This window comes from Amycolatopsis sp. NPDC051061 (genome assembly GCF_040682935.1).
In the GTDB taxonomy this organism is placed as follows: Bacteria; Actinomycetota; Actinomycetes; order Mycobacteriales; family Pseudonocardiaceae; genus Amycolatopsis.
Genome location: NZ_JBFBBZ010000079.1, coordinates 1 through 25,186, shown reverse-complemented (window position 1 = coordinate 25,186; position 25,186 = coordinate 1). Strand labels below are relative to the sequence as shown.

At 69.5% G+C, this 25,186-nt stretch carries 17 protein-coding genes and 2 tRNA genes; 9 read left to right on the top strand and 10 right to left on the bottom strand.

Annotation, left to right across the window (positions count from 1 at the left end; all coding sequences use genetic code 11):
* Positions 1-183: 183 nt before the first annotated feature.
* Positions 184-3,822, top strand: coding sequence for a trypsin-like peptidase domain-containing protein (locus AB0N03_RS49130; protein ID WP_364387870.1), 3,639 nt, complete (start codon positions 184-186; stop codon positions 3,820-3,822).
* Positions 3,823-3,834: 12 nt separating this feature from the next.
* Here the strand turns inward: AB0N03_RS49130 and AB0N03_RS49125 are convergent, their stop codons facing one another.
* On the bottom strand, positions 3,835-4,182 hold the full coding sequence (locus AB0N03_RS49125; RefSeq protein WP_364387868.1) for a CU044_2847 family protein: 348 nt from the start codon (positions 4,180-4,182) through the stop codon (positions 3,835-3,837).
* Positions 4,183-4,805: 623 nt separating this feature from the next.
* Here AB0N03_RS49125 and AB0N03_RS49120 point away from each other — a divergent pair.
* Positions 4,806-6,920 carry a tetratricopeptide repeat protein gene (locus AB0N03_RS49120; RefSeq protein WP_364387866.1) on the top strand — a complete coding sequence of 705 codons (2,115 nt, stop codon included), beginning with the start codon at positions 4,806-4,808 and terminating at the stop codon, positions 6,918-6,920.
* A 163-nt stretch (positions 6,921-7,083) separates the two neighbouring features.
* On the opposite strand, the gene AB0N03_RS49115 is transcribed toward AB0N03_RS49120, so the two are convergent.
* The 6 genes from AB0N03_RS49115 to AB0N03_RS49090 form a co-directional block, all read right to left on the bottom strand.
* Positions 7,084-8,235, bottom strand: coding sequence for a tyrosine-type recombinase/integrase (locus tag AB0N03_RS49115; RefSeq protein ID WP_364387864.1), 1,152 nt, complete (start codon positions 8,233-8,235; stop codon positions 7,084-7,086).
* A gap of 184 nt (positions 8,236-8,419) precedes the next feature.
* Positions 8,420-8,493, bottom strand: a tRNA-Arg gene (locus AB0N03_RS49110).
* Positions 8,494-8,539: 46 nt separating this feature from the next.
* Positions 8,540-8,629, bottom strand: a tRNA-Ser gene (locus AB0N03_RS49105).
* Between the two features lie 65 nt (positions 8,630-8,694).
* Positions 8,695-10,410: a phosphatidylglycerol lysyltransferase domain-containing protein gene (locus AB0N03_RS49100; protein ID WP_364387862.1), complete on the bottom strand. Its 1,716-nt coding sequence runs from the start codon at positions 10,408-10,410 to the stop codon at positions 8,695-8,697.
* Positions 10,411-10,447: 37 nt separating this feature from the next.
* Complete coding sequence (locus tag AB0N03_RS49095; protein ID WP_364387860.1) at positions 10,448-12,427, bottom strand: acetoacetate--CoA ligase; 1,980 nt, start codon at positions 12,425-12,427, stop codon at positions 10,448-10,450.
* Between the two features lie 49 nt (positions 12,428-12,476).
* On the bottom strand, positions 12,477-13,106 hold the full coding sequence (locus AB0N03_RS49090; protein WP_364387858.1) for a dienelactone hydrolase family protein: 630 nt from the start codon (positions 13,104-13,106) through the stop codon (positions 12,477-12,479).
* A gap of 145 nt (positions 13,107-13,251) precedes the next feature.
* Between AB0N03_RS49090 and hisC the strand changes: the two genes are divergently transcribed.
* Positions 13,252-14,307 (top strand): histidinol-phosphate transaminase, encoded by a 1,056-nt coding sequence (hisC, locus tag AB0N03_RS49085; RefSeq protein ID WP_364387856.1) that lies wholly within the window; start codon positions 13,252-13,254, stop codon positions 14,305-14,307.
* Here the strand turns inward: hisC and AB0N03_RS49080 are convergent.
* Positions 14,297-15,070, bottom strand: coding sequence for a sulfite exporter TauE/SafE family protein (locus tag AB0N03_RS49080; RefSeq protein WP_364387854.1), 774 nt, complete (start codon positions 15,068-15,070; stop codon positions 14,297-14,299). The two genes, hisC and AB0N03_RS49080, sit on opposite strands and share 11 nt — an antisense overlap.
* 121 nt (positions 15,071-15,191) lie before the next feature.
* On the opposite strand from AB0N03_RS49080, the gene AB0N03_RS49075 reads away from it, so the two are divergent.
* From AB0N03_RS49075 to AB0N03_RS49065, 3 genes are read left to right on the top strand one after another with little or no spacing between them, the layout of a single operon-like run.
* Positions 15,192-15,890: a FadR/GntR family transcriptional regulator gene (locus AB0N03_RS49075; protein WP_364387852.1), complete on the top strand. Its 699-nt coding sequence runs from the start codon at positions 15,192-15,194 to the stop codon at positions 15,888-15,890.
* A 36-nt stretch (positions 15,891-15,926) separates the two neighbouring features.
* Positions 15,927-16,739 carry a class I SAM-dependent methyltransferase gene (locus tag AB0N03_RS49070; RefSeq protein WP_364387850.1) on the top strand — a complete coding sequence of 271 codons (813 nt, stop codon included), beginning with the start codon at positions 15,927-15,929 and terminating at the stop codon, positions 16,737-16,739.
* A gap of 27 nt (positions 16,740-16,766) precedes the next feature.
* Positions 16,767-18,260 carry an adenylate/guanylate cyclase domain-containing protein gene (locus AB0N03_RS49065; protein WP_364387848.1) on the top strand — a complete coding sequence of 498 codons (1,494 nt, stop codon included), beginning with the start codon at positions 16,767-16,769 and terminating at the stop codon, positions 18,258-18,260.
* Here the strand turns inward: AB0N03_RS49065 and AB0N03_RS49060 are convergent.
* Positions 18,248-19,237 (bottom strand): beta-ketoacyl-ACP synthase III, encoded by a 990-nt coding sequence (locus AB0N03_RS49060; protein ID WP_364387846.1) that lies wholly within the window; start codon positions 19,235-19,237, stop codon positions 18,248-18,250. The genes AB0N03_RS49065 and AB0N03_RS49060 overlap by 13 nt on opposite strands.
* A 214-nt stretch (positions 19,238-19,451) precedes the next feature.
* Here AB0N03_RS49060 and AB0N03_RS49055 point away from each other — a divergent pair, with 214 nt between their 5' ends.
* Positions 19,452-19,925, top strand: coding sequence for an Lrp/AsnC family transcriptional regulator (locus tag AB0N03_RS49055; RefSeq protein WP_364387844.1), 474 nt, complete (start codon positions 19,452-19,454; stop codon positions 19,923-19,925).
* Between the two features lie 192 nt (positions 19,926-20,117).
* The gene (locus AB0N03_RS49050) at positions 20,118-20,522 is read left to right on the top strand and encodes an SsgA family sporulation/cell division regulator (protein ID WP_364387842.1); all 405 of its coding nucleotides are present in this window, start codon (positions 20,118-20,120) and stop codon (positions 20,520-20,522) included.
* Between the two features lie 90 nt (positions 20,523-20,612).
* On the opposite strand, the gene AB0N03_RS49045 is transcribed toward AB0N03_RS49050, so the two are convergent.
* Positions 20,613-21,716, bottom strand: coding sequence for a S1 family peptidase (locus AB0N03_RS49045; RefSeq protein ID WP_364387840.1), 1,104 nt, complete (start codon positions 21,714-21,716; stop codon positions 20,613-20,615).
* Between the two features lie 447 nt (positions 21,717-22,163).
* On the opposite strand from AB0N03_RS49045, the gene AB0N03_RS49040 reads away from it, so the two are divergent.
* Complete coding sequence (locus tag AB0N03_RS49040; RefSeq protein WP_364387838.1) at positions 22,164-25,073, top strand: AAA family ATPase; 2,910 nt, start codon at positions 22,164-22,166, stop codon at positions 25,071-25,073.
* Positions 25,074-25,186: the final 113 nt, after the last annotated feature.

The following is a 25,186-nucleotide window of genomic DNA, read 5'->3' as shown; positions in this document are numbered from 1 at the left end:
ACAGACATCAGCCGATAACCGGTCTTATGTCGGCCAGCAAACTCCCACGTGAAGCTCCCGCCGTGGTCATCGCTCGGGCACCACTAAACGCCATCAGCGTGTCAACCACGCGATCCACGGGCCTGGGTACGCCTTGACACGGGCTGACCGGCGTCGGAGGCTCTACCTCCGATCGAGGGAGCGATGGAGGGTATGCACGGACAACGCGAAGCGCTCGCAGCGGCCGTACGTGCAGCGACAGTGCCACTGACCATCCCGTCGACGACGGTCAAGGGCACCGGCTTCTTCATCACCCCCGAGCTCGTCCTGACCTGCGCCCACGTCGTCACCTCGGCCGGTGGGCCGGTCGAGGTGGTGCACGGCTCGGCCACCGCGACGCGGGACGCCGGCGACTACGAAGTCCTCACCGACTACTACCTGGCGGGTGGGCCCGATGGCCTGGATCTGGCACTTCTCCGCCCGGTAGGCGGGGAGCGGGCCGCGCACGTCCACTTGGCCGCTTCGGTGGCGCCGGGTGACGAACTGTGGGTCTTCGGCCACCCGGAGGGCAAGTACCGCGCCGGAGACGTCGTGTCGCTGCGCCTGGACGGTGCTTCCGAACACATCGAGGGTCCGATCCTGCTCAAAGGCACCCAAGGGCGGATCAAGCCGGGCATGAGCGGCGCCCCGGTGCTCAACTGGCGAACCGGCGCGGTCTGCGGGGTCGTCCGCTACCGCGACGGCTCGCATGACGACACTGCCCGCTTCGTCCCGATCAGCACGGCGTTCGCCGTCTACCCCGGGCTCGCCGAGGCGAACACGGCGATGCCCGCCGCCCGCGCCTGGCTCGAACTGCTGGACGACACGCAACTCGCCGAGTCCGGCGCACGGTATCCGGGACCGCGGCTGCGCCGGTATCTCGAGGCGGCGAGCGCCGCCGACGACAGTCATCCCTACGCGGCCATGCTGGACGTCCCTTCCCCGCTGTCCAAGGTCTACCTCCGGCAGAAAGCCGGCCGGGCCCCTGAGGACGAGACGGCCGCCGAGGCCGGAGAACTGGTGGAGGCCGACAGCCTGCTGCACGCGTTTCGCGGGGTACAAGTGCTCGGCGGCCCGGGCGCGGGGAAGTCCAGCCTGGCTCGTCATCTCACGGCTGTGGCGGCCCGGAGATGGCTGCAGGAAGGCAGTGGCCACGTCGTGCCGATCCTGGTCGCAGCCGAGGCCCTGACCCTGCGCCGCGGCCTGAGCGAGATGCTGGCCGACGGCGTCGTCCGGAGCCTCGACACCGACCTCGACCGCGTCACGCTGACCGCCCTGTTCGGCGAACCTCCGTTCCCCGGCGCGGAATGGCTGGTAATGGTCGACGGCGTCGACGAAATCCTGAATCCCCAGTTGCGGTCCATCGTGCTTTCGAAGGTCTCCCGGCACCGCAACGAGGGCCGATACCGGTTCCTGCTGACCTCACGGCCACTTTCAGACTTCCTGATGGAGAAGATCGCCGAGAACGGCGACTACCCCACGTTCACGATCGAACCGTTCGGGCGCCACGAGCTGGTCGACTTCGCCCAGAACTGGTTCACGCAGCTCAAGCTCCCCGATCCCCGATCCGCCGCGGAGGGGTTCGTCCAGCGGGTCGACGAGGCAAGACTCGACCGGCTGGCCGGTGTCCCGTTGATCGCGACCATGTTATGCATCCTCTACGCGAACTCGCCCGGGCAGCGCCTGCCGGAGAACCGGGCAGAGCTCTACGCCGAGTTCGTCGATCTGCTGCTGGCCAAGCGGAAGATCACCAACGTGCGCGACCTGCTCGCCGAGTGGACCGGCCGTAGCGGTCCCGAAGCCGAGGGGGCGGGCGAGGACCTGGTCCAGAGGACCCCTGAGCTGCTCAGGCTGCTGGCCCACGAAGGGCAACGTGCCGGTGCCGATCCGTTCGAGACCTCCGTCCGGACCGACTCGGCGGTCATCGTCGCGCGGCGCTTCCCCAGGCCGGCCACCCTGTCGTCGGCCGAGTGGGACAGCGTCATCCGGGAGGTGTTGCGCAGCTGCGGACTGCTCGTCGAACGTCGCGGTGTCTTCGGGTTCATCCATCAGACGGTCCAGGAATACCTTGCTGCCGCGCACCTGGCCGGCCTGCACCCGGACCCACGCCGGCGCGCCGCGCGGAGACTGTTCGTCCCCCAGCCGTGGCCTTGGCCGGACCTCGAAGTCAAGAGCTTCCTCGCCGCCCTGTGGGCCAGGCAGGGCCGCGACCTGGCGCCCGTTCTCCGCCGGTTGCTGCAGCGACGCCACCGCGATGTCAACTACCGCTTCCTCGTCGAACTGCACCGGCAGGGCGTGGAGCTGCCGGCGAAGGTGCACGCCAAACTGGTGGAAACGCTGGCCGGCTGGGTGGCCGAGCACGGCCGGAGCCACGGCGAATGGCGCGAGGCTGCCGAAGCGCTGAACCAGATCGACGGTCAACGGGCCGCCGCGGTCCTCGAGGTGACGGCCCGGCACGGAGCAGGCTGGCAGCGTCGCCTCGACTCCAGCCTGATGTTGCTGGAGCACAACGCCCCGATCGGCATCCAAGCCCTCGAAGACCTCACCACCGACGAAACGCTCGACGGCCCGGACCGGCTGAAGGCCGCCAAATATCTGCTCGCGCAGCATCCCCGGCGCGGGATGGCGGCGTTGGCAAAGCTCGCCCGCGACATCCGGCCCGACTACCTCCGGGTGGAAGCAGCGCGTGTCATCGCCGAACACGACCGGCAGCGTGGTGATGAACTGCTCCGCGCCGTCACCTATGACCCCGGCGCCTCGGACGAGGCCAGGCTCGGCGCGGGACGCGCTCTTGGCCCGGGCGCGGGTTCGGACGTGTTGGCCTTCCTCAGCAGCCGCCACGAGGTGTCCGGCCGGGTCCGTCTGGACGCCGCCCTGACGGTCGAAAGCTGGTCAGCCGGGGCCAGTGCCTCCTTGCTGCTCGCCCTCGCCCAGGACCATCGAGTGAGCGTCGACATCCGTCGTGACGCCGCACAGGAACTCACCGACCACGGCGACGAGCACGCCGTGCAAGCGTACAAATCGATCGTCGACAGCAAAGCGGTCGCAAAAGACGTCCGGGTCGACGCCGCCGAGCGGATCGCGGCCATCGACTCCGAGGCCGGCCTGTCGCTCCTGCTCCAGCTCGTCGCGGATCCGACGTTCGGCGAGGCGAGGATCACTGCTGGAATCGCCGCGGGCCGCATAGCTCCCCACGCCGCCGCACGCGCTCTGACCGAGGTGGTCGGCGCCTACAGGCAAGACCGCTACGGGTACGTCTCCCTTGCCGACGACCAAGCGACCTGGATCCGGGCCGCACAGGAGGCCGCACGGCTCGATGCCGAAGTCGGTGTCACCGCCCTGCAGGGCGTGATCACGAACGACCGGCTCCCGTCGACACTGCGGCTGAACGCCCTTACCTCACTGAGTGAGGTGGCGCCAGTCACCGGGCTCGAGACCGCCCACCGATTGGTGGAAGAGTTCGGAACCCAGGCGGCGATCCGGTTCGGCGCCGCCGAACAGATTTGGCTGCTGGACAGAGAGTCGGGCCGGGCGGTCATCCGCCGGACAGCTCTGACCCCAGCCGCTCCGTCCGACGATCGGATGAGACTCGGCAGGCGGATCAGCAGGACCGACAAGGAGCTGGGCATCGAGATAATGCGTCACGTAGCTTCCGACACTTTGGTGAGCCCGCGAGTCCGGCTCGACGCCGCCGCCGCAGTCGAAAACCTCGACGTGGCCCAAGGCATTCAGCTACGGGCCAGACTGACCACTGAATCGCCGGTCGAGGAGTACCTCGAGCAAATCGAGGGCCGCGACACCTAGGGCCAGCCGACGTCAGCTCTGCTCGCCGGGCTTCCACTCCAGGGTGACCTTCAGGTTCGCCTTCGCGCTACCCTTGATCAGCATGGCCGTCAACTGGCTGCTCTCCAAGCCGACTTCACATCCGAATTCGACCGCCACCTTCGCCGGCTTGATCTTCCGCATGCCGCCGACCACTGCATCGATCAGGGATCCAGTCAACGCTCCGAGCGAGTCTGTGAACTCGGCGAAACCCAGGATCCGCGCCGCGACCTCTTGGTCCTCCTGGTCCCCGACCGGGGTGACCTCGACGAACAGCGTCCGCCCGTCGATCGTGACCGGGACATGGACGGGGCGCGCCGGCTGCGAGTACTCCTCAGTCACCAGAGTTGCCCTTCAGATGTCAGGGTTGCGGCTGGGCCATTCTGCTGGCTCTACGTCCGCGATCACCACGGCGCTCACCCGAATGCTCGGCTTTCGTCGACGAGTGCAGGTTCAGCTCGCGGCCGATGCGAGCGCCTGTGACGCTGCCGAAGGACAGGTCGAAGAGATGTCACCAGCCCGATACACGTCGCCGACGATCGGCATCGTGTTCTCGCTTAGGTGTTTCCGGGCGGAGTCTGTCAGACTGCGCGGGCCAGTCGATCAAGCGATGGCCAGCGAGTTCATCGAGACAGCGCGCGGACAATACGATCGGGCCCACGGGATATAACGGGGCGCCAGCGCTGTACAGAGAGCAAGGCCGCGACGACGAAGTCGCCCGCGTACGCGCCAGATTCGTCCACAACCCCAACGCCCGGTCGCGGCCCCGAGATACCCCGGAGATGTGGTCTGCCTTGCGGGTATGTGGCGCTCATCCGACCTGCGCTGACGCTCGTGGCGCACAACCGGGTCGCCCGTCAGGCCCACGGCAATCTGGCACCCCAGGTGCGGTACCGCCTAGTCCATGCGGGTGGCGTTAGATACACGTATCGTGCGCTTGCCGGTACTTCGAGACACTTGCATTCGTGGCAGACGACGTGTTCGATCCGGATGACGATGTCGATCAAACGGCGGTCCGTCACCCCAAGCGATCCGGCCATGTCGAGGTACCGCGTCAGCTACCTTTGCCGGTCCGCGATTTTATAGGCCGCACGGATCAGCTGACAGCGTTGGACAACCTACTTCGAACCGACCCCCACCAGGCAGAGATGGCGGCACCTAGCCCGGTGGTGATCTCGGCCGTAGACGGCGCTGCCGGGATCGGGAAAACCGCGCTCGCGGTGTATTGGGCGCATCGCGTACAACACCACTTCCCAGACGGTACGCTCTATGTGAATTTGCGAGGATACGGCCCAGGAGACCCGGCTACTCCAACCGAGGTTCTTGACGGTTTCTTACGGGCACTAGGGATAAGGGCAGAGGCGATACCGCAGGGAGTAGACGCGCAGTCGGCATGCTACCGATCCCTGCTGACTGGCCGCAGGGTTTTGATTGTGTTGGACAACGCCAATGGTGCCGAGCACGTCCGCCCTTTGCTGCCCGGAGCCGCTGGGTGCATGGTGGTCGTGACTAGCCGAGACAGCCTTACCGGCTTGGTCGTGACCGAGTCCGCCACGCGCCTCACATTGGCCCTCCTGTCACAAGAGGAATCACAGGATTTGGTGAGAGAGATCATTGGCTCCTCACGCGAGGCGGCCGAACCAGAGGCGGTCGACGAATTGGTTCGGTTGTGTGCGCGACTACCCCTGGCTTTGCGCATTGCCGCGAGTCGCGTATCCACATCAGCATCCAATATATCCGAACTCGTCGCTGAACTCATAGATGATCGATATCGGTTGGACACCCTGAGTTCGGACAGGGACGAACGGGCAAGAGTACGCGCGGTCTTCGATTGGTCATATGAGCAACTGACTGCATCAGAAGCCCGACTGTTTCGACACCTTGGTCTGCATGTTGGTCCCGACTTCAGCCTTCATGCAGCAGCTGCAGTCGCTGGCCTAGATCTCGTCGTTGCCCGTCGGCTGCTGGAGCGCCTCGCGGCAGTTCACCTCATCGAACCGAGTCTCGGCGGCAGGTATCGGTTCCACGACCTGCTGCACAACTACGCTGGCGAGCAAGCCCGCAGGCACGAGAAGGAACCTGAGCGCGATCACGTCTTGGAATTGCTCATTGACTGGTATGCACACACGGCGCGCGCCTGTGACGAGCTGGTGTTTCCTGGTTTCCTTCGACTACCAGGACGTGCGACCGCTCCAGCAAACGTACCGGCGATCCATGACCGCGTCCAGGCGCTGAGATGGCTGGAGACGGAGCGAGCAAATCTGCTTTCCGCACTGCAACAGGCTGTACTGCATGAATTTTGGAATCTCGCCATTCATCTCGCCGACAGCACCGCTTTCCTAAGTGCTCGCGGTAGCCGAATTGAATGGCTCAAGGCAATCCAGGCAGGCCTGACCGCGGCCCAGCGCAGTGACGACCATTATGCCGAAACGTCGTTCCATATGTGTCGCGGCGAGGCGCTCACTTTTCTAAGGCGATGGGATGATGCAATTGAGTCCTACAATTTCGGGCTATCCATTGCAACCAGTCTTGAAGATCAATGGCACCAAGCATTCGGACTCAACGGTCTAGGCGTGCTATTCTGCAGACAGCGACGCTTTACGGAAGCACTAGAGTATTTACAGAAGGCATTGACACTGACTCACGACATCAATACCGGGCGTTTCGAAGCGGTAATTCACGGGAACCTCAGCAGGGCATACACCGGCCTAGGTCGATACAGGCAGGCGCTCGAACACGGAGAACATGATCTCGCTCTTCGTCGACGTCTCGGCGACCCCGAAGGTGAAGCTGGCGCGCTGCACAACGTCGCAAGCGCAGTGCAGGGATTGGGAGACCATGAACAAGCCATAACTCTTTCCAGAGAGGCGATCACCCTAGGTCGCCAAGTAAATATCAATCTTGACTATGTCGTCGCCGAGCCGCTCAACACACTCGCGAAGTCTCTCCAACACATCGGGGACAACGCTGAGGCGATCACATGCTGGAGCGAATCAGTAGCTATCTTCACTGAATATGGCGCACCTGAGCGCGCCGCGCATGCCCGGGCCCAAATCCATCACGTTAAGCGCTTCAGGTGAATAGCTACTCAGCTTCCGTCCAAACTCGACCCCTTGGCCTTCAAGACTCATAGCGCCTCTTCTCGGCCCATTAGATCAGACGACGGCGCACTTTGGACTGACGAAAATTGACGCCGAATCCACTGGCTGCTTGCGCCACACCTCCCCGTCACCGAAACCTCATTCAAGTTTTCTTGTCGCTGAGGTCGTTGAAGAGGACGTCGAGATCGTCGGCGGCGTCCTCGTCATCGAGAGGCAGCGCGTCGACGTAGTTCCGAAGCGTCGTGGATGGGTCCCGGTGGCGGAGCCTGGCCGCGGCTTTAAGGATCTTGCCCTGGGACACCAGATGGGTGCCCACGGTGTGCCGGAGCCGATGCAGCATCGCATCAGGCAACCCTGCCGCGTTCCGCAGCCGCTCGAACCGGTGCCCGAGGCCCGCTGGCTGAATCGGCGCTTGCCGGTCGGGCCTTGCAGCGAACAGCCACGGCCCGGTCGCGTCGCCGGCCAGCGGATGGTGGCGCCATACCCGGACATGGTTGTGCCAGTACCGTGCCGTGGTCACTCCGAGGGTGAGACGACCTCGCGAGTGGGTCTTGGTCGGGCCGATCACCGCGTCCTTGGCGGCGCGCTCGATCGACAGCACCCGCCCGTCCAAATCGTCCACCCGCAGCGCCGCCAGCTCACCACGACGCGCGCCCGAATCTGCGGCCAGCCGCACCAGCAACTCGTCCTGCTCCGCATGGAACAGGTCCAAAGCCCGCTGCCGCGACGTCGGCCGCTCGAGTAACCGAGCCGCAGCATCGAGCCGTCGCCGCTCGGCCACCGCGATTAGCTGCCGCACCTGCGGCGGGGGCAGGTGCTTACGGGGATAGGGCCGCGGCGGCGAGCGCATCCCGACCAACGGATCCGGACCCAGCAACCGCTCGCACACACCCCACGTGATCGCCGAATGCAGCACGTGGAAGCGGCCGGACAGCGTCGACGGCGTCGCCCCGGCCGTCGCCCACCGCGCCAGCGCCACCTCCAGCACCGCCGGCGTCAACCGATCCAACCAGCAGTGCGCCAGCCGATCCCGCCGCAAGTCGCGGATGACGCCGCCGTAGGAGCGCAACGTCGTCGGGCTCCACCGATGCGGCGCCGCCTCGAACCGGTCCAGCAGTTGCTCCACGGTCAGTCGGTCGCCACGGTCGGCGCACACGCGGCGGACGCCGTGATCGGCGACCAGCTCGGCTTGCCGCTGCGCGGCGTACTCCTCGTCCCCGTGGACGGTGAACGACCGCTGCTTGCTCCGGCCGCTCAGCGGGTGCGTGCCGACGACGACGCGGATCTCCCACACGCCTGGCGAACGCTCACGCCGCGTCCCTGAGTCGCGGCGTGTTCGTCGCTGTCCGGCATCCCTATCTGAGCTGGTCATCCCTACACCACTAGAGATCGAAGTAGGGATCAGGCTAAACGCACAACAGGTCCAGCGCCTCCCGAAAGAGGCACTGGACCTGTGCTTTTGCCGTCTCAACCAGACGTGCGCCCGAAGGGATTCGAACCCCTGACCTTCTGATCCGTAGTCAGATGCTCTATCCAGCTGAGCTACGGGCGCGTGTTCAGTTGTTCTCTAACCTAGCACTCGGCGAACCGGGTACCAGCGGAGGCTCCGGGATTTGAACCCGGGAGGGGGGGTTACCCCCAACCGCATTAGCAGTGCGGCGCCATAGACCAGACTAGGCGAAGCCTCCTGGGCCCAACGACCACTGCTCAGATAGGTTACACACCCTCCGATCACCCTCCGACAGGACCCCCCTCACGCCCGGCGCAGCAGTCTGAGCAGGCGCGGGGACCTTCCGCCGAGGCCTTCCGCCTCGAACGTCGCGATGCCCACCCGGGGCAGTTCGCGCACGCCGGGGTAGACCAGATAGCGAGGCACCCAGCGCGGCTGGAACTTCGCGTTGAACTTGTACAGCGTCTCGATCTGGATCCAGCGCGAAAAGAAGTGGAGCACCTTCGCCGCCGTCTTGGCGACCGGGCCCGCGCCGATGCGCTGGCCCTGTTCCATCAACGCCCGGAACGCCGCGAAGTTGAGCGACACCTGCTCGATGCCGTGCCTCTCCGCCGCCAGCAGGAGCTCCGAAATCATCAGCTCGTTGACGCCGTTGTCGGCCGCGCGGTCGCGGCGCATCACGTCCAGCGAAAGGCCCGTCGAGCCCCACGGCACGAACTGGAGCACGCCGCGCACCCGGCCACCCTGCTCGGCCGTCACCAGCACCGAACCCGTGTCTCCCATGCGACCCAGCGCCATCGAGAAACCGCGCTCGGTGTCCGTGCCGCGCCAGTTCGCGGCCAGCGCCGCCAGCTCGTCCAGCTCACCCTCGCGCAGGTCCTCCGCGCGGCGCACCAGCACCTTGTAGCCCGCGCGCTTCGTGCGGGCCGCGGCTTGGCGGACGCCGCGCATGACGCGTCCGTCCAAGGTGAACCCTTCGACGTCGACGACCGCTTCGTCGCCGATCTCCAGGATCTCCAGGCCGAACCGGGCCCAGACCGTCGCGCCGAGCTCCGAGACGCCCATCGCCGCCGGCACCCAGCCGTTGCGGCGGCACACTTCCAAGTACTCCTCGATCGCGCCCGGCCACGCCTCGTGGTCGCCGAGCGGGTCGGCCGAGCACAGCGCCACCCCGGCGATCACGCGGTAGGTGACCGCGGCCTTGCCGGTCCGCGAGAACACCGCGAACTTGTCGCGCCGCAGCGCGAAGTAGCCGAGAGAGTCCCGCTCGCCGTGCTCGTCCAGCAGCTTGCGCAGACGCGCGACCTCGTCGTCGGGCAGCCGCGGCGCCGGCTCGGCCGAGCGCAGCAGGAAGTACGCCGAGACCAGGACCGCGGCGAGCCCGAACAGCAGGCCGACGGCCGCGGTCATGTCCTCCAGCCACATCTGGTGGAAGACGGCGGGCCCGCTGACCCCGACCAGCGCGAGCGCGGACTCCGCCAGCCGGTCCGGGAAGCTCATCGGCGCCAGCACCGCCCGCGACGCCACCGACAGCAGGATGACGTTGATCACGAACCCCGCCATCGCCAGCTGCAAGAACACGCCGACCGCGCGCCACCGGCCGACCACCGGATCCGGCTTCGCGACGAAGTAGCGCCGGTTCGCGATCAGGCCCACCAGCAGCACGACCGACACGAGCCCGGCGCCGAAGACGTGCCGCAGCCCGAGGTGCGACACCGTGAGCAGCACCGTCGCGCCGATCGCCAGCTGCCACGCCCGGCGCTTGCGGCGTCGCAGGCCCGCGGCCAGCAACACCAGCAGCACGCCCGTGACCAGCGCGACGGTCGCCGCCGCGACCGTCGCCTCCTGCGGCAGCTCGAGCCACTCCGACAGGTGCCCGCGCAGGTTCCGTCGCCCGGCCGGCACCAGGACCGACACGAGCGTCGTCAGTCCCGCCAGCCGGGTCACCCAGGTGATCACCCCCACGGTGGTGGCTCCCGCCACCCGCCAGGTGGTCTGCGCGCGTGTCCCCGTCACCACCTGTGCAACCCGTTGTGGACGATCATGCTTCCCCCATCTATCCCCCGGCGAGCTCCACGAACGGCGTCAACGCCGCCGGGTTGGCCAGCGCGTCGCGGCTGACGGCCCGGTCAGGAGCCACACCGGCCAGAATCTTCTTCACCGGTACCTCACACTTCTTACCGTTCAAGGTACGAGGTACCTCTTGGACCACGACGAACCGATCGGGTACATGGCGCGGTGACAGGGCGCTACGGAGCTCCTTCTTCAGCCGGGGCTCGACGTCTTCGAGCGTGACGCCGTCCGCGAGCACGAGGAAACAGATCAGCTGCCCGCCGTCGTTGCCGGCCGCCGAGGTGTCCACGACCAGGGAATCCGCGACCTCGTCGTACCCCTCGACGACCCGGTAGAACTCCGCCGTGCCCATCCGGACGCCGCCGCGGTTGAGCGTCGAGTCGCTGCGACCGTAGATCACCGCCGAGCCGCGGCCGGTGACGCGGATCCAGTCGCCGTGGCGCCACAACCCCGGGTACATCTCGAAGTACGCCTCACGCAGGCGCGAGCCGTCCGGGTCGTTCCAGAAGAACACCGGCATCGACGGCATCGGCTTCGTGATCACCAGCTCCCCGACCTGCTCGACGACGGCGTGGCCGGCCTCGTCGAACGCGTTGACCGCGGCCCCCAGCGCCGGGCAGGACAGCTCCCCCAGCCAGACCGGCACGTCGGGCGCCGACGCGACGAACGCCGCGCAGAGGTCGGTGCCGCCGGAGACCGAGCAGATCTGCACCTTCCGCCCCACCTCGTTCACGATCCACCGGAAGCCCTCGACGCTCAGCGGCGCCCCGGTGGAGCCGACCGCGCGCAACGCCGTCAGGTCGTAGCGCTCGGCGGGCTTGATGCCGGCCTTCAGGCAGCTCTGGATGAACGGCGCCGACGTCCCGAAGTACGTCACGCGGTGCTGCTCGGCCAGGTGCCAGAGCGCGTTGAGGTCCGGGTGCCCGGGACTGCCGTCGTAGAGCACGATCGTCGTGCCGACCAGCAGGCCGGAGATGAGGAAGTTCCACATCATCCAGCCGGTGGTGCTGAACCAGAAGAACCGGTCGCCGGGCCCGAGGTCGGTCTGCAGCGCGAGGGCTTTGAGGTGCTCGAGCGTGATGCCACCGTGGCCGTGCACGATGCCCTTCGGCAGGCCGGTGGTGCCGGAGGAGTAGAGCACCCACAGCGGGTGCGCGAACTCGACCGGCTCGAACAGCAGCGGCGCGCCCTCGTTCGCCGCGAGCAGCTCGGCCCAGTCGAGCGCGCCGTCCATCCGTCCTTCGCCGACGTACTGGACGAGCACGGTCGCGGCCAGCGCCGGCAGCTTCGCCTGCAGGTCGGCGACCGTCGTCCGGATGTCGAACCGGCGCCCGTTGTACGCGTAGGCGTTGACGGCGAAGAGCACCTTCGGCTCGATCTGCACGAAGCGGTCCGCGACCGCGCGGACACCGAAGTCCGGCGAGCACGACGACCAGATCGCCCCGATGCTCGCCGCCGCGAGGAACGCGACCAGCGTCTGCGGGCAGTTCGGGGCCAGTGCGACGACGCGGTCGCCCTTGCCGACACCGAGTTCCAGGAAGGCGGCCTGGGCCGCGGCGACCTGCGCGCGAAGCTCGCCGTACGTCAGGTGGTCCGCGAAGCCGTCTTCGCGGTGGAAGATCACCGCGGTCTCGTCGTCGCCCTTCGCGGCGCCCGCGACGCCGGGGGTGAGCGCGTGCTCGGCGTAGTTCAGCGTGGCGCCCTCGAACCAGACGGCGTCCGGCATCTCGCCGGAAAGCACCTCACCCGGCTGGTCGTGCCACCGGACGCCGAGGAAGTCCGCGACCGCCGTCCAGAAGTCCGGCCCGCGCTCGACCGAGAACTCCCAGAGCGAGCGGTAGTCGTCCACCTCGACGCCGCGCTCGGCGCGCAGCCACTGGCGGAAGGCTTCGATCTTGGTGTCGGCAACGTGGCTCGGCTCAGGGCGCCAGAGCACTTCGGGGGCGTCGGCGGTGTGCGTCACGTCACGAGCGTAATCCCTCGGATCGCTCGGTGACGGCGCTCGAAATCGCCTAGCGCAGGTGCGCGTCGAACCAGCTGAGCGTGCGCTGCCAGGCCTCGGCGGCCGCGCCCGGGTCGGCGTCGAACCGGTGGTTCGCCCCCGGGTAGTGGACGACGTTCGTGGCGACCTGCGCCGACGCCGCGGCGTCGCGCAGCCGCTCGACCTCGGCGCCGCCCGCCTCGTCGCCGGCGTCGCCGTACATGCCGAGCCACGGGCTGGTGAGCTTCCCGGCGATCTCGACCAGCGCGGGCAGTTCGGCGGTCTGCTGCCCGCCGACGCTGACGGCGGCGCCCAGCCTGCGGTGCGACGCGACGACGAGCGCCGCGGTGCCACCCAGGTCGAAGCCCATGACGCCGAGGAGGTCGGCCTGGACGCCGCGGTCGACGAGCCAGGCGAGTGTGATGTCCGTCGCGTCGAGCAGGTCCTGCTGGGTCAGCTCCGCGTTTTCGAGGTGCGGGGTGACGGTCAGCCAGCCCTCGACGGCGAGGCTGGCGAGCAGCATCTTGACGCCGTCGGTGACCCCGTCCGCCTCGTGCAGGACCACCAAACCGCCGCGTAGCGCGCCTTCGGGTTCCGAGAAGGTCAGGCGCAGGGCGCGGCCGTCGGTGCGCTCATAGTCCACGGTGCTGGTCGACGTCATACGTCACTCAATCACTTCGAGGTGAACGGCGGGAACCCATTCTGGCAGCTCCACTGGTCACCTACCGCCTGAAGGGAGTCGCGGGGCGGTGGGCGGAAAAGATACGGTGGCCGGGTCGTCCCGTTCAATCGGAGGAGCGCCGAAGATGCCGTCCGTGTCCCCCCGTGCCGATCTCGAATCGTTGCCGAAATACATCCCCGGCCGGACGATCGAAGGCGCGATCAAGCTGGCGAGCAACGAGGTGCCCGGCGGCGCGCTGCCGAGCGTCGCCCGGGCGATCGCCGAGGCCGCGGCGAACATCAACCGCTACCCCGACACCGGCTCGCAGGTCCTGCGCGAGCGGCTGGCGCGCGATCTGGACGTGCCGGTCGAGCACGTCGCGATCGGCTGCGGCTCGGTGTCCCTGTGCCAGCAGACGATCCAGGCGGTCTGCGCACCCGGCGACGAGGTGATCTTCGCCTGGCGCTCCTTCGAGGCGTACCCGATCGTCACGCAGGTCGCGAACGCCGTGTCGGTGAAGGTCCCGATCACCGAGGGCCAGGAGCTCGACCTCGACGCGATGCTCGCGGCGATCACCGACCGGACGCGCGTGGTCTTCGTCTGTAACCCCAACAACCCGACCGGCACGGCGGTGCGGCGCGCGGAGCTGGAGCGCTTCCTCGACGCGGTCCCGGAGCACGTGCTGGTGGTGCTGGACGAGGCGTACAAGGAGTTCGTCACCGACCCGGAGGTGCCCGACGGCGTCGAGTACACGCGGACGCGCTCGAACGTGATGGTGCTGCGCACGTTCTCGAAGGCGTACGGCCTCGCGGGCCTTCGCGTGGGTTACGCCGTCGCGCCGGAGCCGATCGCCGACGCGCTTCGCCAGGTGTACGTCGCCTTCTCGGTGAACATGCTGGCCCAGGTCGCGGCGCTGGCGTCGCTCGACGCGGCCGACGAACTGCTGGAGCGTTGCCAGGAGATCGTCGTCGAGCGCGGGCGGGTGCGGGACGCCTTGCTCGAAGCCGGTTACCAGGTGCCCGAAACGCAGGCGAACTTCGTCTGGCTGCCACTGGGTGACCAGGCGGTGCCGTTCGCCGAGCACGCGCTGGACCGCAAGCTGGTGGTGCGCCCGTTCGCCGGCGACGGCGTGCGCGTGACCATCGGGACCCGCGAGGAGAACGACCTCTTCCTGGCCGCGGCGCGCGACTTCAGTCGCTGAACTGCTTGACCACCAGCTGGATCACGGCGGCGACCCCGATCACGACGATCACGCCGCGCAGCACCGCCGGCGGCAGCTTCCGGCCGATCTTCGCGCCGAGGAAGCCGCCGGCGGTCGACCCGACGGCCAGCCAGAGCACGACGGGCCAGCTGATCGGCGCGACGAACGCGTAGATCACCCCGGCGACGACGTTGACGACGGCGGCGAGGACGTTCTTGACGCCGTTGAGCTTCTGCAGCGGTTCGGACAGCAGCATCCCCATGACGGCCATCAGCATCACGCCCTGCGCGGCGGTGAAGTACCCGCCGTAGATGCCGATGACGAAGATGAAGAACATCAGCAGCGGGCCGGCTTTGTGCTCTTCGCCGTTGCTTTCGCGGCGCTTCGCGACCCACTTGGAGACGCGCGGCTGCACGATCACGAGGATCACGGCCAGGCCCACGAGCACCGGGACGACGGCTTCGAAGGCGTCCTTCGGCAGGGACAGCAGCAGGATGGTCCCGCCGATGGCCCCGAGGAACGACGCGACGGCGAACTTCGCGAGCTGCGGCCAGTAGCCGGTGAGCTCGTGCCGGTAACCCCAGGCCCCGCTGAGGGTCCCGGGCGCGAGGCCGATGGCGTTGGACGTCGTCGCGGTCACGGGCGGATAGCCCAGCGCGACGAGGACGGGGAAGGTGACCAGCGTCCCCGACCCGACGACGGCGTTGATGGTGCCGGCCCAGATCCCGGCGACCACGATGATCGCCGCGTGCCACCACGTCATGAAGCATTCACGTGCGGAGCCTAAGCATCGTGGGCCGGTCCCGCGACGCAGATGTGTCCGGTCGGACACTCACTGCGGGGTGGCGGGCAGGACACCACCGGCAGTTTCCGGAGCTGAGAGGATGGGCGCCGTGGACACCGAGCAGGTCTGGAGCGCGACCGTCGACCGGCTGCGGTCGCTGATCGACTCCGGGAAGCTGCCGCCGGGCTCCCGGCTGCCCGCCGAACGCGTCCTCTGCGAGGACCTCGGCATCAGCCGCGGGTCGCTGCGGCAGGCGCTGCGCGTGCTCGACTCCATCGGCTACGTCCGGATCCGCGCCGGCTCCGGCACCTACGTCCGGGAGCAGCAGGAACAGCCGCTGCGCACGTGGTTCACCGAACACGACCAGCTCGTCGAGAAGCTCTTCGACCTGCGCGCGACCGTCGAACCGACCCTCGCCGAACGGCTCGCGCGGCAGGCCACCGCGAAGACCGTCAGCCGCCTCGAAGACAACGTCGCCGAGATGGCTCAGGCCGCCGAGGACGGCGACATGCTGCACGTCATCGCCGCCGACGCCGAGTTCCACCGGGTCATCGCCCAGAACGCCGGCAACGACGACGTCGCCGGGCTGCTGCGATCCGTGCTCGCCCTGGTCGGCGAGGAGCGGCGGGCCGCGCTGCGGCTGCCCGGCCAGATCCGCAAGGCCGTCGACGACCACCGCGCCATCCTCGACGCCATCCGCCGGTCCGACCCGGCCGCGGCCCGCGAGCTGACCCTCAAGCACCTGGTCGACGCCAAGATCTACGCGCACGACTTCGCCGCCCACCCCGAAGAGCGCTAGACTTTTCACAACATTGTGAAACTTTTGGGGGTCGCGATGGAGAAGGTGCACTTCACCGAAGAGAAAGCCACCATGCTGGCCACGCTGTACGGCCGCGCGCTCGACAGCCGCGAGGCCGACCCGGTGCTCGGCGACCACGCCGCCGACGAAGCCGTCCGGCAGATCGACTACGACTTCGCCAAGCTCGGCATCACCCGCGACAGCGCCGTGAGCGTCGTCCTCCGCGCCAAGCCGATCGACGAATGGGCCGCGGAGTACCTGGAGAGCCACCCCGACGCCCTCGTCCTGCACCTCGGCTGCGGCATGGACACACGCTTCCAACGGCTCGCCCCGCCGTCGTCGGTGCAGTGGTACGACGTCGACTACCCCGAGGTCGTCGAGCTGCGCGAAAAGCTCTACGCGGCGGCGCCGAACCACACGAACATCGGCACGTCGGTGACGGACTTCGCGTGGCTTGACCAGGTGCCGTCGGACCGCCCGGCGCTGATCGTCGCCGAAGGGCTCACGATGTACCTGACGCCGGAGTCCGGCCACGAGCTCATCCGGCGGCTGGTCGCGAAGTTCCCGTCGGGCGAGCTGATCTGCGACGTCTTCAACAAGCTCGGCATCAAGGCGCAGAAGCTGAACACCCCGGTCCGGCGCGCGAAGGCGACCCTGAAGTGGGGCGTCGACGACCCCCGAGAGCTGGAGCGTGACGGCCTCACGCTGGTGTCCTCTTTGGACGCGTCGCACTGGTCGACGCCGGAGGTGCTGGCCCGCCTGCGGCCGGCCACGCGGTTCCAGCTGCGGATGCTGAAGTACTTCCCGCCGCTGGCCCGGATGGCGAACATCGTGCGGTACCGCTTCTGACGGAACTCCGGCCGTACGATCGACACCGTGCGCAAGATCGGGAACTTCCGGGTGGTGTTGCGCACCAGCCTGGGCTTCGCCGCGCTCGGGCTCGGCTCCAGCGTCGCCGGGTCCGGGGTCGTCGCGCTGCTCCTGCTGCTGCAGGGCCTGCCCGGCGACGTCGGCGACCGCGGCTGGATCCTCGGCCTGACCGCCGCCGGGATCGTCGCCGTCTCGCTGCTCGCCGGGACACTGTGGACGGCGTGGCTGCAGCGCCGCACCGCGATCTGGTTCGTGCTCGGCCGGCCGCCGTCGGAAAGCGAAGCCAAGCGCGCGCTGCGGCTCCCCGTCGACATGGCCGTCGTCAGCGGCACGCTCTGGCTGATCGGCACCGCCGTCCTCAGCGTGCTGGCCGGCGTGCTCGGCTCCGGTGACGACGCCGTCGGCATGGCGACGGTCATCGGGCTCGGTGGCCTCACCACCGTGGGGCTCACCTACCTCGCCGCCGAGTGGGTGGCGCGGCCGGTGATGACGATCGCGCTGGAAATCCTGCCGCCGAGCGGGTCGCTGCCGGTCACCGTGCTCACCCGGCTCGTCGTCACCTGGGCGCTCGCCAGCGGCGTCCCGTTCGTCGGCGTCCTGCTCGTCGCGACGCCGCCGGACCTCGGCTCCGGCAACCACACCGCCAGCCTGATCATGCTGTCGGTGATCGGCCTCGGGGTCGGCGCGATCGGCACCGCCCTGCTGGCCCGGGCCGTCGCGGCACCCCTGCACCGGCTGCGCGTCGCCCTCGACCGCATCGCGCGCGGCGACGACGACGTCGCGGTCGACGTCGACGACTCCAGCGAGATCGGCCTGCTCCAGACGTCGGTGAACCAGCTCGCCGCCGGCCTGCGCGAGCAGGCGCGGATGCGGGACCTCTTCGGCAGGCACGTCGGCGCCGACGTCGCCCGGCACGCGCTGGAGTACGGCGCGTCCCTGTCCGGCGACGTCCGCGAGGTCACGGCGTTGTTCGTCGACGTCGTCGACTCGACCGCGCTCGCCTACCGGACGCCGCCGGAGGAGCTCGTCGAGAAGCTGAACCGGCTGTTCGCCGCGGTCGTCTCCGCGGTCGGCGCGCGCGGCGGGCTGGTCAACAAGTTCCAGGGCGACGCCGCGTTGTGCATCTTCGGCGCTCCGACGCGGCTCGCGGACGCGCCGACCGCCGCGCTGGCCGCGGCCCGCGCGATCCGGGAGGCGGTGTGCGCGAACGGCGAGCTCGACCTCGGCATCGGCGTCTCGAGCGGCCCGGTGTTCGCCGGGCAGCTCGGCAGCAGCAGCCGGCTCGAGTACACGGTGATCGGCGACGCGGTCAACGAGGCCGCGCGGCTGACCGAGCTGGCCAAGGCGGTGCCGTCACGGATCCTCGCCAGCGACGCCGTCGTCTCCATGGCGCTGCCGAGCGAAGGCGCGCACTGGGCGAAGCATGGCGAGCTGCAGCTGCGCGGCCGCCAGGAGCCGACGCCGACTTGGACGGCCGGCCCGGAACCTCAGGCCAGCTGACCCAGATCCGGCCAGCGCAGCACGGTCGAGCCCCAGGTCAGGCCCGCGCCGAACGCGCTGAGCAGGACGCGGTGCCCGGGGACGAGGGTGCCGTCGGCCCGGGCGTCGGCCAGGGCGAGGGGGATGGACGCGGCGCTGGTGTTGCCGACGCGGTCGATGTTGGCGACGACGGCGTCGGCCGGCATGCCGAGCTGCTTCGCCGTCGCCTGGAGGATCCGGATGTTCGCCTGGTGGCCGACGAAGCGGTCGACGTCGCCGACCATCCAGCCCGCGCGCTCCAGCACGGTCCGCGACGACTCCGCCATCCGCGCGCAGGCGTGCCGGAACACCGCGGTGCCCTGCATCGCGAGGAAGCGGTCGCTCGGCTGGTCGGACAGGCGCCGCCGCGCACCGCCGGCTTCGACCCACAGCAGGTCGGCGAGCTCGCCCTCGCTGTGCAGGTCGAACGGGCCGAACGCGCCGGGCTCGCCGGGCTCCCCCGCGCGCAGCAGGACCGCGCCCGCGCCGTCGCCGAAGATCGGGACGGTCGTGCGGTCGCCGGGGTCGATGAGCGTGGTGAAGGTGTCGGCGCCGATCACGAGCACGCGCTCGGCGATGCCGCCCGCGATGAATCCCGCGGCCGTGGCCAGCGCGTAGACGAACCCGCTGCAGACGGCGTTGACGTCGAAGGCCGCGGCCGTGCCGAGTCCCAGCCGGGCGGCGACCTGCGGCGCACTGGCCGGGCAGGGCTGGTCGGGGGTCGACGTGGCGAGGACGACGACGTCGGCGGAAGCGCCCGCGAGGGCTTCGCGGCCCGCCCCGACCGCGAGGTCCACAGTGGACTCGTCGGGCCCGGCGACGCGGCGCTCCCGGATGCCGGTGCGGGTCCGGATCCACTCGTCCGTGGTGTCGAGCCGGGCGGCGATCTCCTCGTTGCCCAGGACTGTCGTCGGCAGCCACGAACCGATTCCGGTCAGCACAGCGGCAGGTGCGGGCACGGGAGAGCCTCCCCACGCCGGCGGGTTGGCGGGAGCGACCGGCAGGTCTTCCACTTCTATGCGCTACCCCCTGGTAGACCGGTGAGTTGTGTTCCAGGTCACGGAAAAAGTTGTTTCACTTTCCCCGGGGACGGAGTAGTGAGCGACGTCACGCAAGAGTGAGCGCGCAGCGAACGCCGGGCGAATCGTCGGGGGTCCCGGCTAGCCTGCTGGAGTGCAGACTCCCGACCTCGACCAGCTGGACACCGCCATCCTCGCCTGCCTCCAGGAGGACGCCCGCACGATCGCCGAGTCGATCGGCGCGAAGGTCGGGCTCTCGGCCGCGGCGGTCCAACGGCGGATCAAGCGGCTGCGCGAAGCGGGGGTCATCGAGCGCGAGGTCGCGGTGCTGTCGCCGGAGGCTCTCGGGCTCAGCATGACATTCGTGGTCATGGTCGAGATGGAGCGGGAGAACCTGGCGGTCCTGGACGCGTTCCGCCGCCAGATCCTCGCCGACGACTGCGTCCAGCAGTGCTACTACGTCACCGGCAACGCGGACTTCGTGCTGGTCGTGACGTGCCCGGACATGGCGGGCTTCGAGGCGTTCACCCGGCGGATGTTCTTCGACAACCCGAACGTCCGGCACTTCACGACGAGCGTCGCGATGGACCGGGTGAAGGTCGGGCTCACCCTGCCGCTCGGCCCGTAGGCGGGCGCCAGGAGCCCTCACCAGCAGTCGCGCGGTGAACGCAAGGAGTATGTGCCGGACGTTACACCACAATGGACGGATGCAACCGATCAAGTGAACGTGAGAGTTTCTCCGTCATGCCGTCCGGCCCGGGCCATCTCCTCCTCGAACAGTTCGCGCCGCGCGAACCGCCACCGGACTCCAGGAGGGGCCATGCAGACCGACGCCGTTCACCAGAGCCAGTTCGTGGTGCTGAACGAGAGCACCACGCCCGTCCTGTCCCGCCTCTCCTACCACGCCGAGGAGCCGTTCGCGGTCACCGTGGCGTTCCGGACCGAGCGCGGCCGGTGGATCGAATGGACCTTCGCGCGTGACCTCCTCGTGTCCGGCCTCGACGAGCCGGCCGGCCTCGGTGACGTCCGCGTCCGCCCGGACCTGTCCGAGGACGCGGACTTCCTCACCCTCGAAATCGAGTCACCGGACGGCTATGCGTCGTTCGAGCTCGAAGTCGAGGACGTCCGGACGTTCCTCGAGGCGTCCTACGAGCTGGTGCCGCTCGGCGAAGAGAGCGCGCACTTCGACGTCGACGGGCTGATCGAGGAGATCAGCAACGTCTGACCCCTGAACCTCCCATTCCCGCGGCGAGGACGAGGGCGGGTTTCGAGTGCGCTGGAGGCACTCGAAACCCGCCCTTCGCTGTTTCCGGGATCAGCTGGTCTTGAGGGTGGTGCCGGTGCCGGACAGCGCGCCGGCGATCGGGTAGAAGTACGTCACGCTCGTGTTGCCGCCGGACAGGACGCCCTGCGCGTAGTTGCCGGCGATGAAGCCGCCGCCGGAGTCACCGGCCGCCGAGCGGACGTTGGTCGCGGTCATGCCGTTGACCGTGCCCTCGGAGTAGCGGACGCTCTGGTTCTTCGCGCCGATGGTGCCGCAGGTCCAGCCGGTGGTCGAGCCGGCCTTGCAGACCGACGAGCCGGTCGCCGCGTTCGACGACCCGCGCACCGCGGTCCCGTTGTTCATCTGCGCGACCGGGGTCCAGCTGCTGTTGGTCCGGACCGCCGCGTAGTCGACACCCGGGAAGCGGTAGGTGATCCAACTGCCGAGCGCGGCGCCGTTCGATCCGGTCAGCGAGCCGCCGCCGGTGAGCGCGCCGCAGTGGCCGGCGGTGACGAAGCCGGTGGTGGTCGCGAAGCCGACCGAGCAGCGCGACGAGCCGCCGATGTAGTAGGCGTCCCCACCGCGGATGTTGGCGTGCAGCGTGGGCTTCGCGGCCGCGTCGAGGATCGTGACCGACGACTTGTCCACACCGGACTGCGTGAGGAACGCGTCGGCGGCAGCGCGCTGACCCGACAGGACGGAAAGCGTGACGCGGTTGGTGACGGAGTCGACGCCCCAGCCGGTGATCGCGTACGGCGCCGCCTTGTCGCGGGCGTTCAGGGTGTCCACAGTGGAGTCGAGCTGGCGGGCGCTGAACTTCACGACCTCCGCCTCGGCCCCGGCCGCCTGGATCTTGCCGACCTCGGCGGCGTTCGTGGTCTGGATGTGCGCTTTGCCCGTGGCGGCGTTGTAGGTGGCGCCGCCGAACGCGCCGCCGAGCGTCGCGCTGACGGCCTCGGTGACCTTGTTCGCGACGTCTTCGCTCTTCAGCCGCGTCAGCACCTGGTCGTGGGTCAGGCCCAGGTCGCGCTGCATGGCGGGCACGATGTCCGGGTTCAGCAGGTCCTGGCCCGACGCGGGGACGGCGACCGCGACGAGCGCGCCCGTCGTCATCACCACGGCGGCAGCGGCACCGAAGAGTCTGGCGATCTTCATGCTTCTCCCTAGCTGGTTACGCGCGGCACTGCACCGGCCACGCAGTGGTACTCCCCCGGGTGAGGGTCCCCGCAGTGGGCGTTAGGGTGCAATCCGGGCGCCCGGCGAATGGGTATACGCATTCACCTCGGACGAATCCCCTGCTCCAAGCGGTCCCAGCCGCGGGCTGTCACCCGGTCGGACAGGTCCTTAAGTAGGGTTTCCGGGGACTACTTTCGGTAGCCATCACACCTCCCGGAACGCGTTATGCGCAGCCGGAACGGGGTGCTCACCGGCGTTTCGCACGCGCTGTGACCCGGGAGCGGCGAATCCCGTGGCAAACCGGTGACAGCCGGTAGGCGGACGTGTGAAGGCGGTACTGACCACCTATTCGGTTAATGGTTTACGGACCGATCAACGCTGCTTAGGCTCCGCGCACAGCCCCCGGTGCGCGTCGAGGAGGTCCGTATGTGGCTCACGGCTCCCCGCCCCACCTCGGTGAGCGTCCGGTCCGGACCCGCCCGGCTGACCGGCCGCGACACCGAGCTCGACGCCATCGTCGACGTGCTCCGGCGGCGCCCGGCCGCGGTCCTGATCGAGGGTGAGCCCGGCATGGGCCGGACCCGGCTGCTCGCCGAGATCGGGCGGCGCAAGGAGTTCGAGGGCAGCCGCGTGCTCACCGGCGCCTGCCAGCCGCTGCGGGAACCGTTCCCGTACGGGCCCGTCCTGGAAGCGCTTCGCGCGGTGGGCGACGCGCCGCTCGGGCCGCTGAGCCCCGTCGCCGGCGTGCTGCGGCCGTTGCTGCCCGAGCTCGCGGAAGCGCTTCCTCCGCGCCCCGAGCCCCTCGCCGACCCGGTCGCCGAACGCCACCGCGTCTTCCGCGCGGTGCGGGAGCTGCTGCGGGCGTGCGGGCCGGCGCTCGTGCTGATCGACGACCTCCAGTGGGCCGACGAGGACACCCGCGACCTCCTGCGGTTCCTCGCCGGCACGATGCCGCCCGAGCTGGCGGTGGTCGCCACCTACCGGTCGGCGACCGAGGGCGGGGCTGCGACCTGGAATGCCCCCTTCCGGACCGACCCGGCCGTCCACTCCGCGCGCGTCGCGCTGGGCGCGCTCGATGTCACGGCCGTGCGGAAGCTCGCGGTCGAAATCCTCGAACTCCCCCGCGTCACCGACGAGTTCGCGGCGAAGCTGCACGAGTGCACCGCCGGGATCCCGTTCGTGGTCGAGGAAACCCTGCGGGCCCTGCGCGAAGCGGCCGAGCGGCTGCCGGTCGGCGAAGTCCTCTCCGACCGGATGCTGGAGAACCTCGAGGTCCCGGTGCTGCTGCGCGAAGCCGTCACCGAACGGCTTTCCGCGCTACCGGAGCACGCCGTCCGTCTCGCGGGCGCGGCCGCGGTGCTCAGTGTCGGCGCCGAAGCCGCCGTGCTCGGCGAGCTGGCCGGTCTCTCCGACGACGTCCTCCGCGCCGCGCTGCTCGCCGCGTTGTCCGGCGGGGTGCTCGGCGAGGTCGGCGACGGCAAGTACGGTTTCCGGCACCCGTTGGCGCGCAAGGCGGTCTACGACACGGTGAGCGGACCCGAACGCGCGTTGCTGCACGCCCAGGCGATCCGCGTGCTCGCCGCGCAGCCGTCGCCGCCGCTCACGCTGCTGGCCCGGCACTCGCGCGCGGCCGGTCGCGTCGACCAGTGGCGCCACTACGCCGAAGCCGCCGCGGACGAGGCCGTCACCCGCGGCGAGACGTCCCGCGCGATCGACCTCCTGCAGTCGGTGCTGGCCGAACCCGGCCCGGCGCAGTCCGACATCGGGCGCGTCGCCGGCAAGCTGAGCCAGGTCGCGCTGCGGGGGTTCCGGCCCGACGTGATCGGCACGCTCGAACGCGTCCTCGAAGAGGTGACGCTGCCGCCCTCGGTCCGCGGCTCGATCCGGCTGAGCCTCGGCATGCTGCAGGTCCGGACCATCGGCGGCCTCGGCCGCGGCCGGCTGGAGGTCGAGCGCGCGATCGGCGAGCTGACCGACCGGCCCGACCTCGCCGCGCGCGGGATCACGCTGCTCGCCCAGCCCATCGACGGCCTGACCCCGTTGTCATGGCACGAATCCTGGCGCGCCCGCGCGGGCGACGTGTACGAGCGGCTCGACGACCCCGAGCTGCGGCTCGCCCTGACCGCCGATCGCATCGCGGCGGCGTCGCACGTCGGCGACGGCTCGGCGTGGGCGGAGTTCGAGGCGCTGTCGGACACCGTGGGCACGGTCGCCGAGCGCGTCCAGCTGGCCCGGCTGTGGTGCAACCTCGCCGACGGCCAGTCGTGGGCCGGTCACCTCGACCGGTCGGAACGGCTGGTGACCGAGGGCGTCCGGCGCGCGACCGACGCGGGCGCGCTGTACGCGATCGGCCTGATCCAGGGCACCCGCGTCCGGCTCGACTGGGTGCGCGGGCGCTGGAGCGGGCTCGCCGAAGCCGCCGAGCAGCTGCGCGACAGCTATCCTGAGCTCGGCCCGATCGTCATGGAGTCGTCGCTGGTGCTCGGCGGGCTCGCCGCGGTGCGCGGGGAGTTCGCCGCCGCGCAACGACATCTGACGGCGGCGAGCGTGCACGCGCCGGACCACGGGCCGATCCCGGTGGTGCTCTCGGCGGCCGGGGTGCTGATCACGGTGCTCCTGGCAACCGACGACGTCGACGGCGCGTGCGCGGCGGCCGACACGGCGGTGGCCGCGGCCGGGCGCAAGGGCGTCTGGATCTGGGCGGCGGCGCTGGTCCCGGCGGCGGCGCAGGCGTACGCGCGGGCCGGGCGCTGGCCGGAGGCCGACAACGTGGTCGAGGCGTTCGCCCGCGGCATCGAAGACCGGGACGCACCGGTCGCGACGGCGGCGCTGGTCGCCGGCCGGGCGGTGTTGCTGGAGGCGCGCGCGAAGCACCTGGCCGCGGCGGCGCTGTTCGACGAAGCGGCGTCGGGCTATGCGGCGCTGCCGATGCCGTACCCGGCGACGGCCATGCGCGAGCGGGCGGCGATGTGCCGCCTCGCGGCGGGCAACCGCGACGCGGTCGCAGAGCTGACGGCGGCAGCCGAGGCGTACGAACAGCTGGGTGCGACGCGGGACGCCGGACGGTGCCGTCACCAGCTGCGGGAGCACGGCGCTTGGGCGCCATCGCAACGCGGGCGGCGCGGGTACGGGAGTGAGTTGTCGCCACGGGAACGCGAAGTCGCGCGGATGCTGGCGGAGGGAAGGACGAACCGCGAGATCGCGGACGGGCTGTTCCTCTCGCCGCGGACGGTGGAGCAGCACGTGGCGAAGGTGCTGCGGAAGCTCGGGGCCCGCTCCCGAACGGACGTGGCTCGCAAGTTGCCGGGCGAAGTCACCACGGCTCCGGCCGGCTGAGGTCGCGGCCGGTCCGAAACGTCATGAAAGACATCCCAGGAGCGTAGATGTCAAGCGGCGACGTTCTCGGCGTGATGCGACCAGGCAGTGTGTTCGTCGTAGGCGATGCCGGT

What these genes read in the sequence shown, in the direction of transcription:
- AB0N03_RS49130 (WP_364387870.1), top strand. Translation starts at nt 184, where the DNA reads ATGGAGGGTATGCACGGACAACGCGAAGCGCTCGCAGCGGCCGTACGT.
- AB0N03_RS49090 (WP_364387858.1), bottom strand. Translation starts at nt 13,106, where the DNA reads ATGACGTCGACCAGCACCGTGGACTATGAGCGCACCGACGGCCGCGCC.
- hisC (WP_364387856.1), top strand. Translation starts at nt 13,252, where the DNA reads ATGCCGTCCGTGTCCCCCCGTGCCGATCTCGAATCGTTGCCGAAATAC.
- AB0N03_RS49080 (WP_364387854.1), bottom strand. Translation starts at nt 15,070, where the DNA reads ATGACGTGGTGGCACGCGGCGATCATCGTGGTCGCCGGGATCTGGGCC.
- AB0N03_RS49075 (WP_364387852.1), top strand. Translation starts at nt 15,192, where the DNA reads ATGGGCGCCGTGGACACCGAGCAGGTCTGGAGCGCGACCGTCGACCGG.
- AB0N03_RS49070 (WP_364387850.1), top strand. Translation starts at nt 15,927, where the DNA reads ATGGAGAAGGTGCACTTCACCGAAGAGAAAGCCACCATGCTGGCCACG.
- AB0N03_RS49050 (WP_364387842.1), top strand. Translation starts at nt 20,118, where the DNA reads ATGCAGACCGACGCCGTTCACCAGAGCCAGTTCGTGGTGCTGAACGAG.
- AB0N03_RS49045 (WP_364387840.1), bottom strand. Translation starts at nt 21,716, where the DNA reads ATGAAGATCGCCAGACTCTTCGGTGCCGCTGCCGCCGTGGTGATGACG.
- AB0N03_RS49040 (WP_364387838.1), top strand. Translation starts at nt 22,164, where the DNA reads ATGTGGCTCACGGCTCCCCGCCCCACCTCGGTGAGCGTCCGGTCCGGA.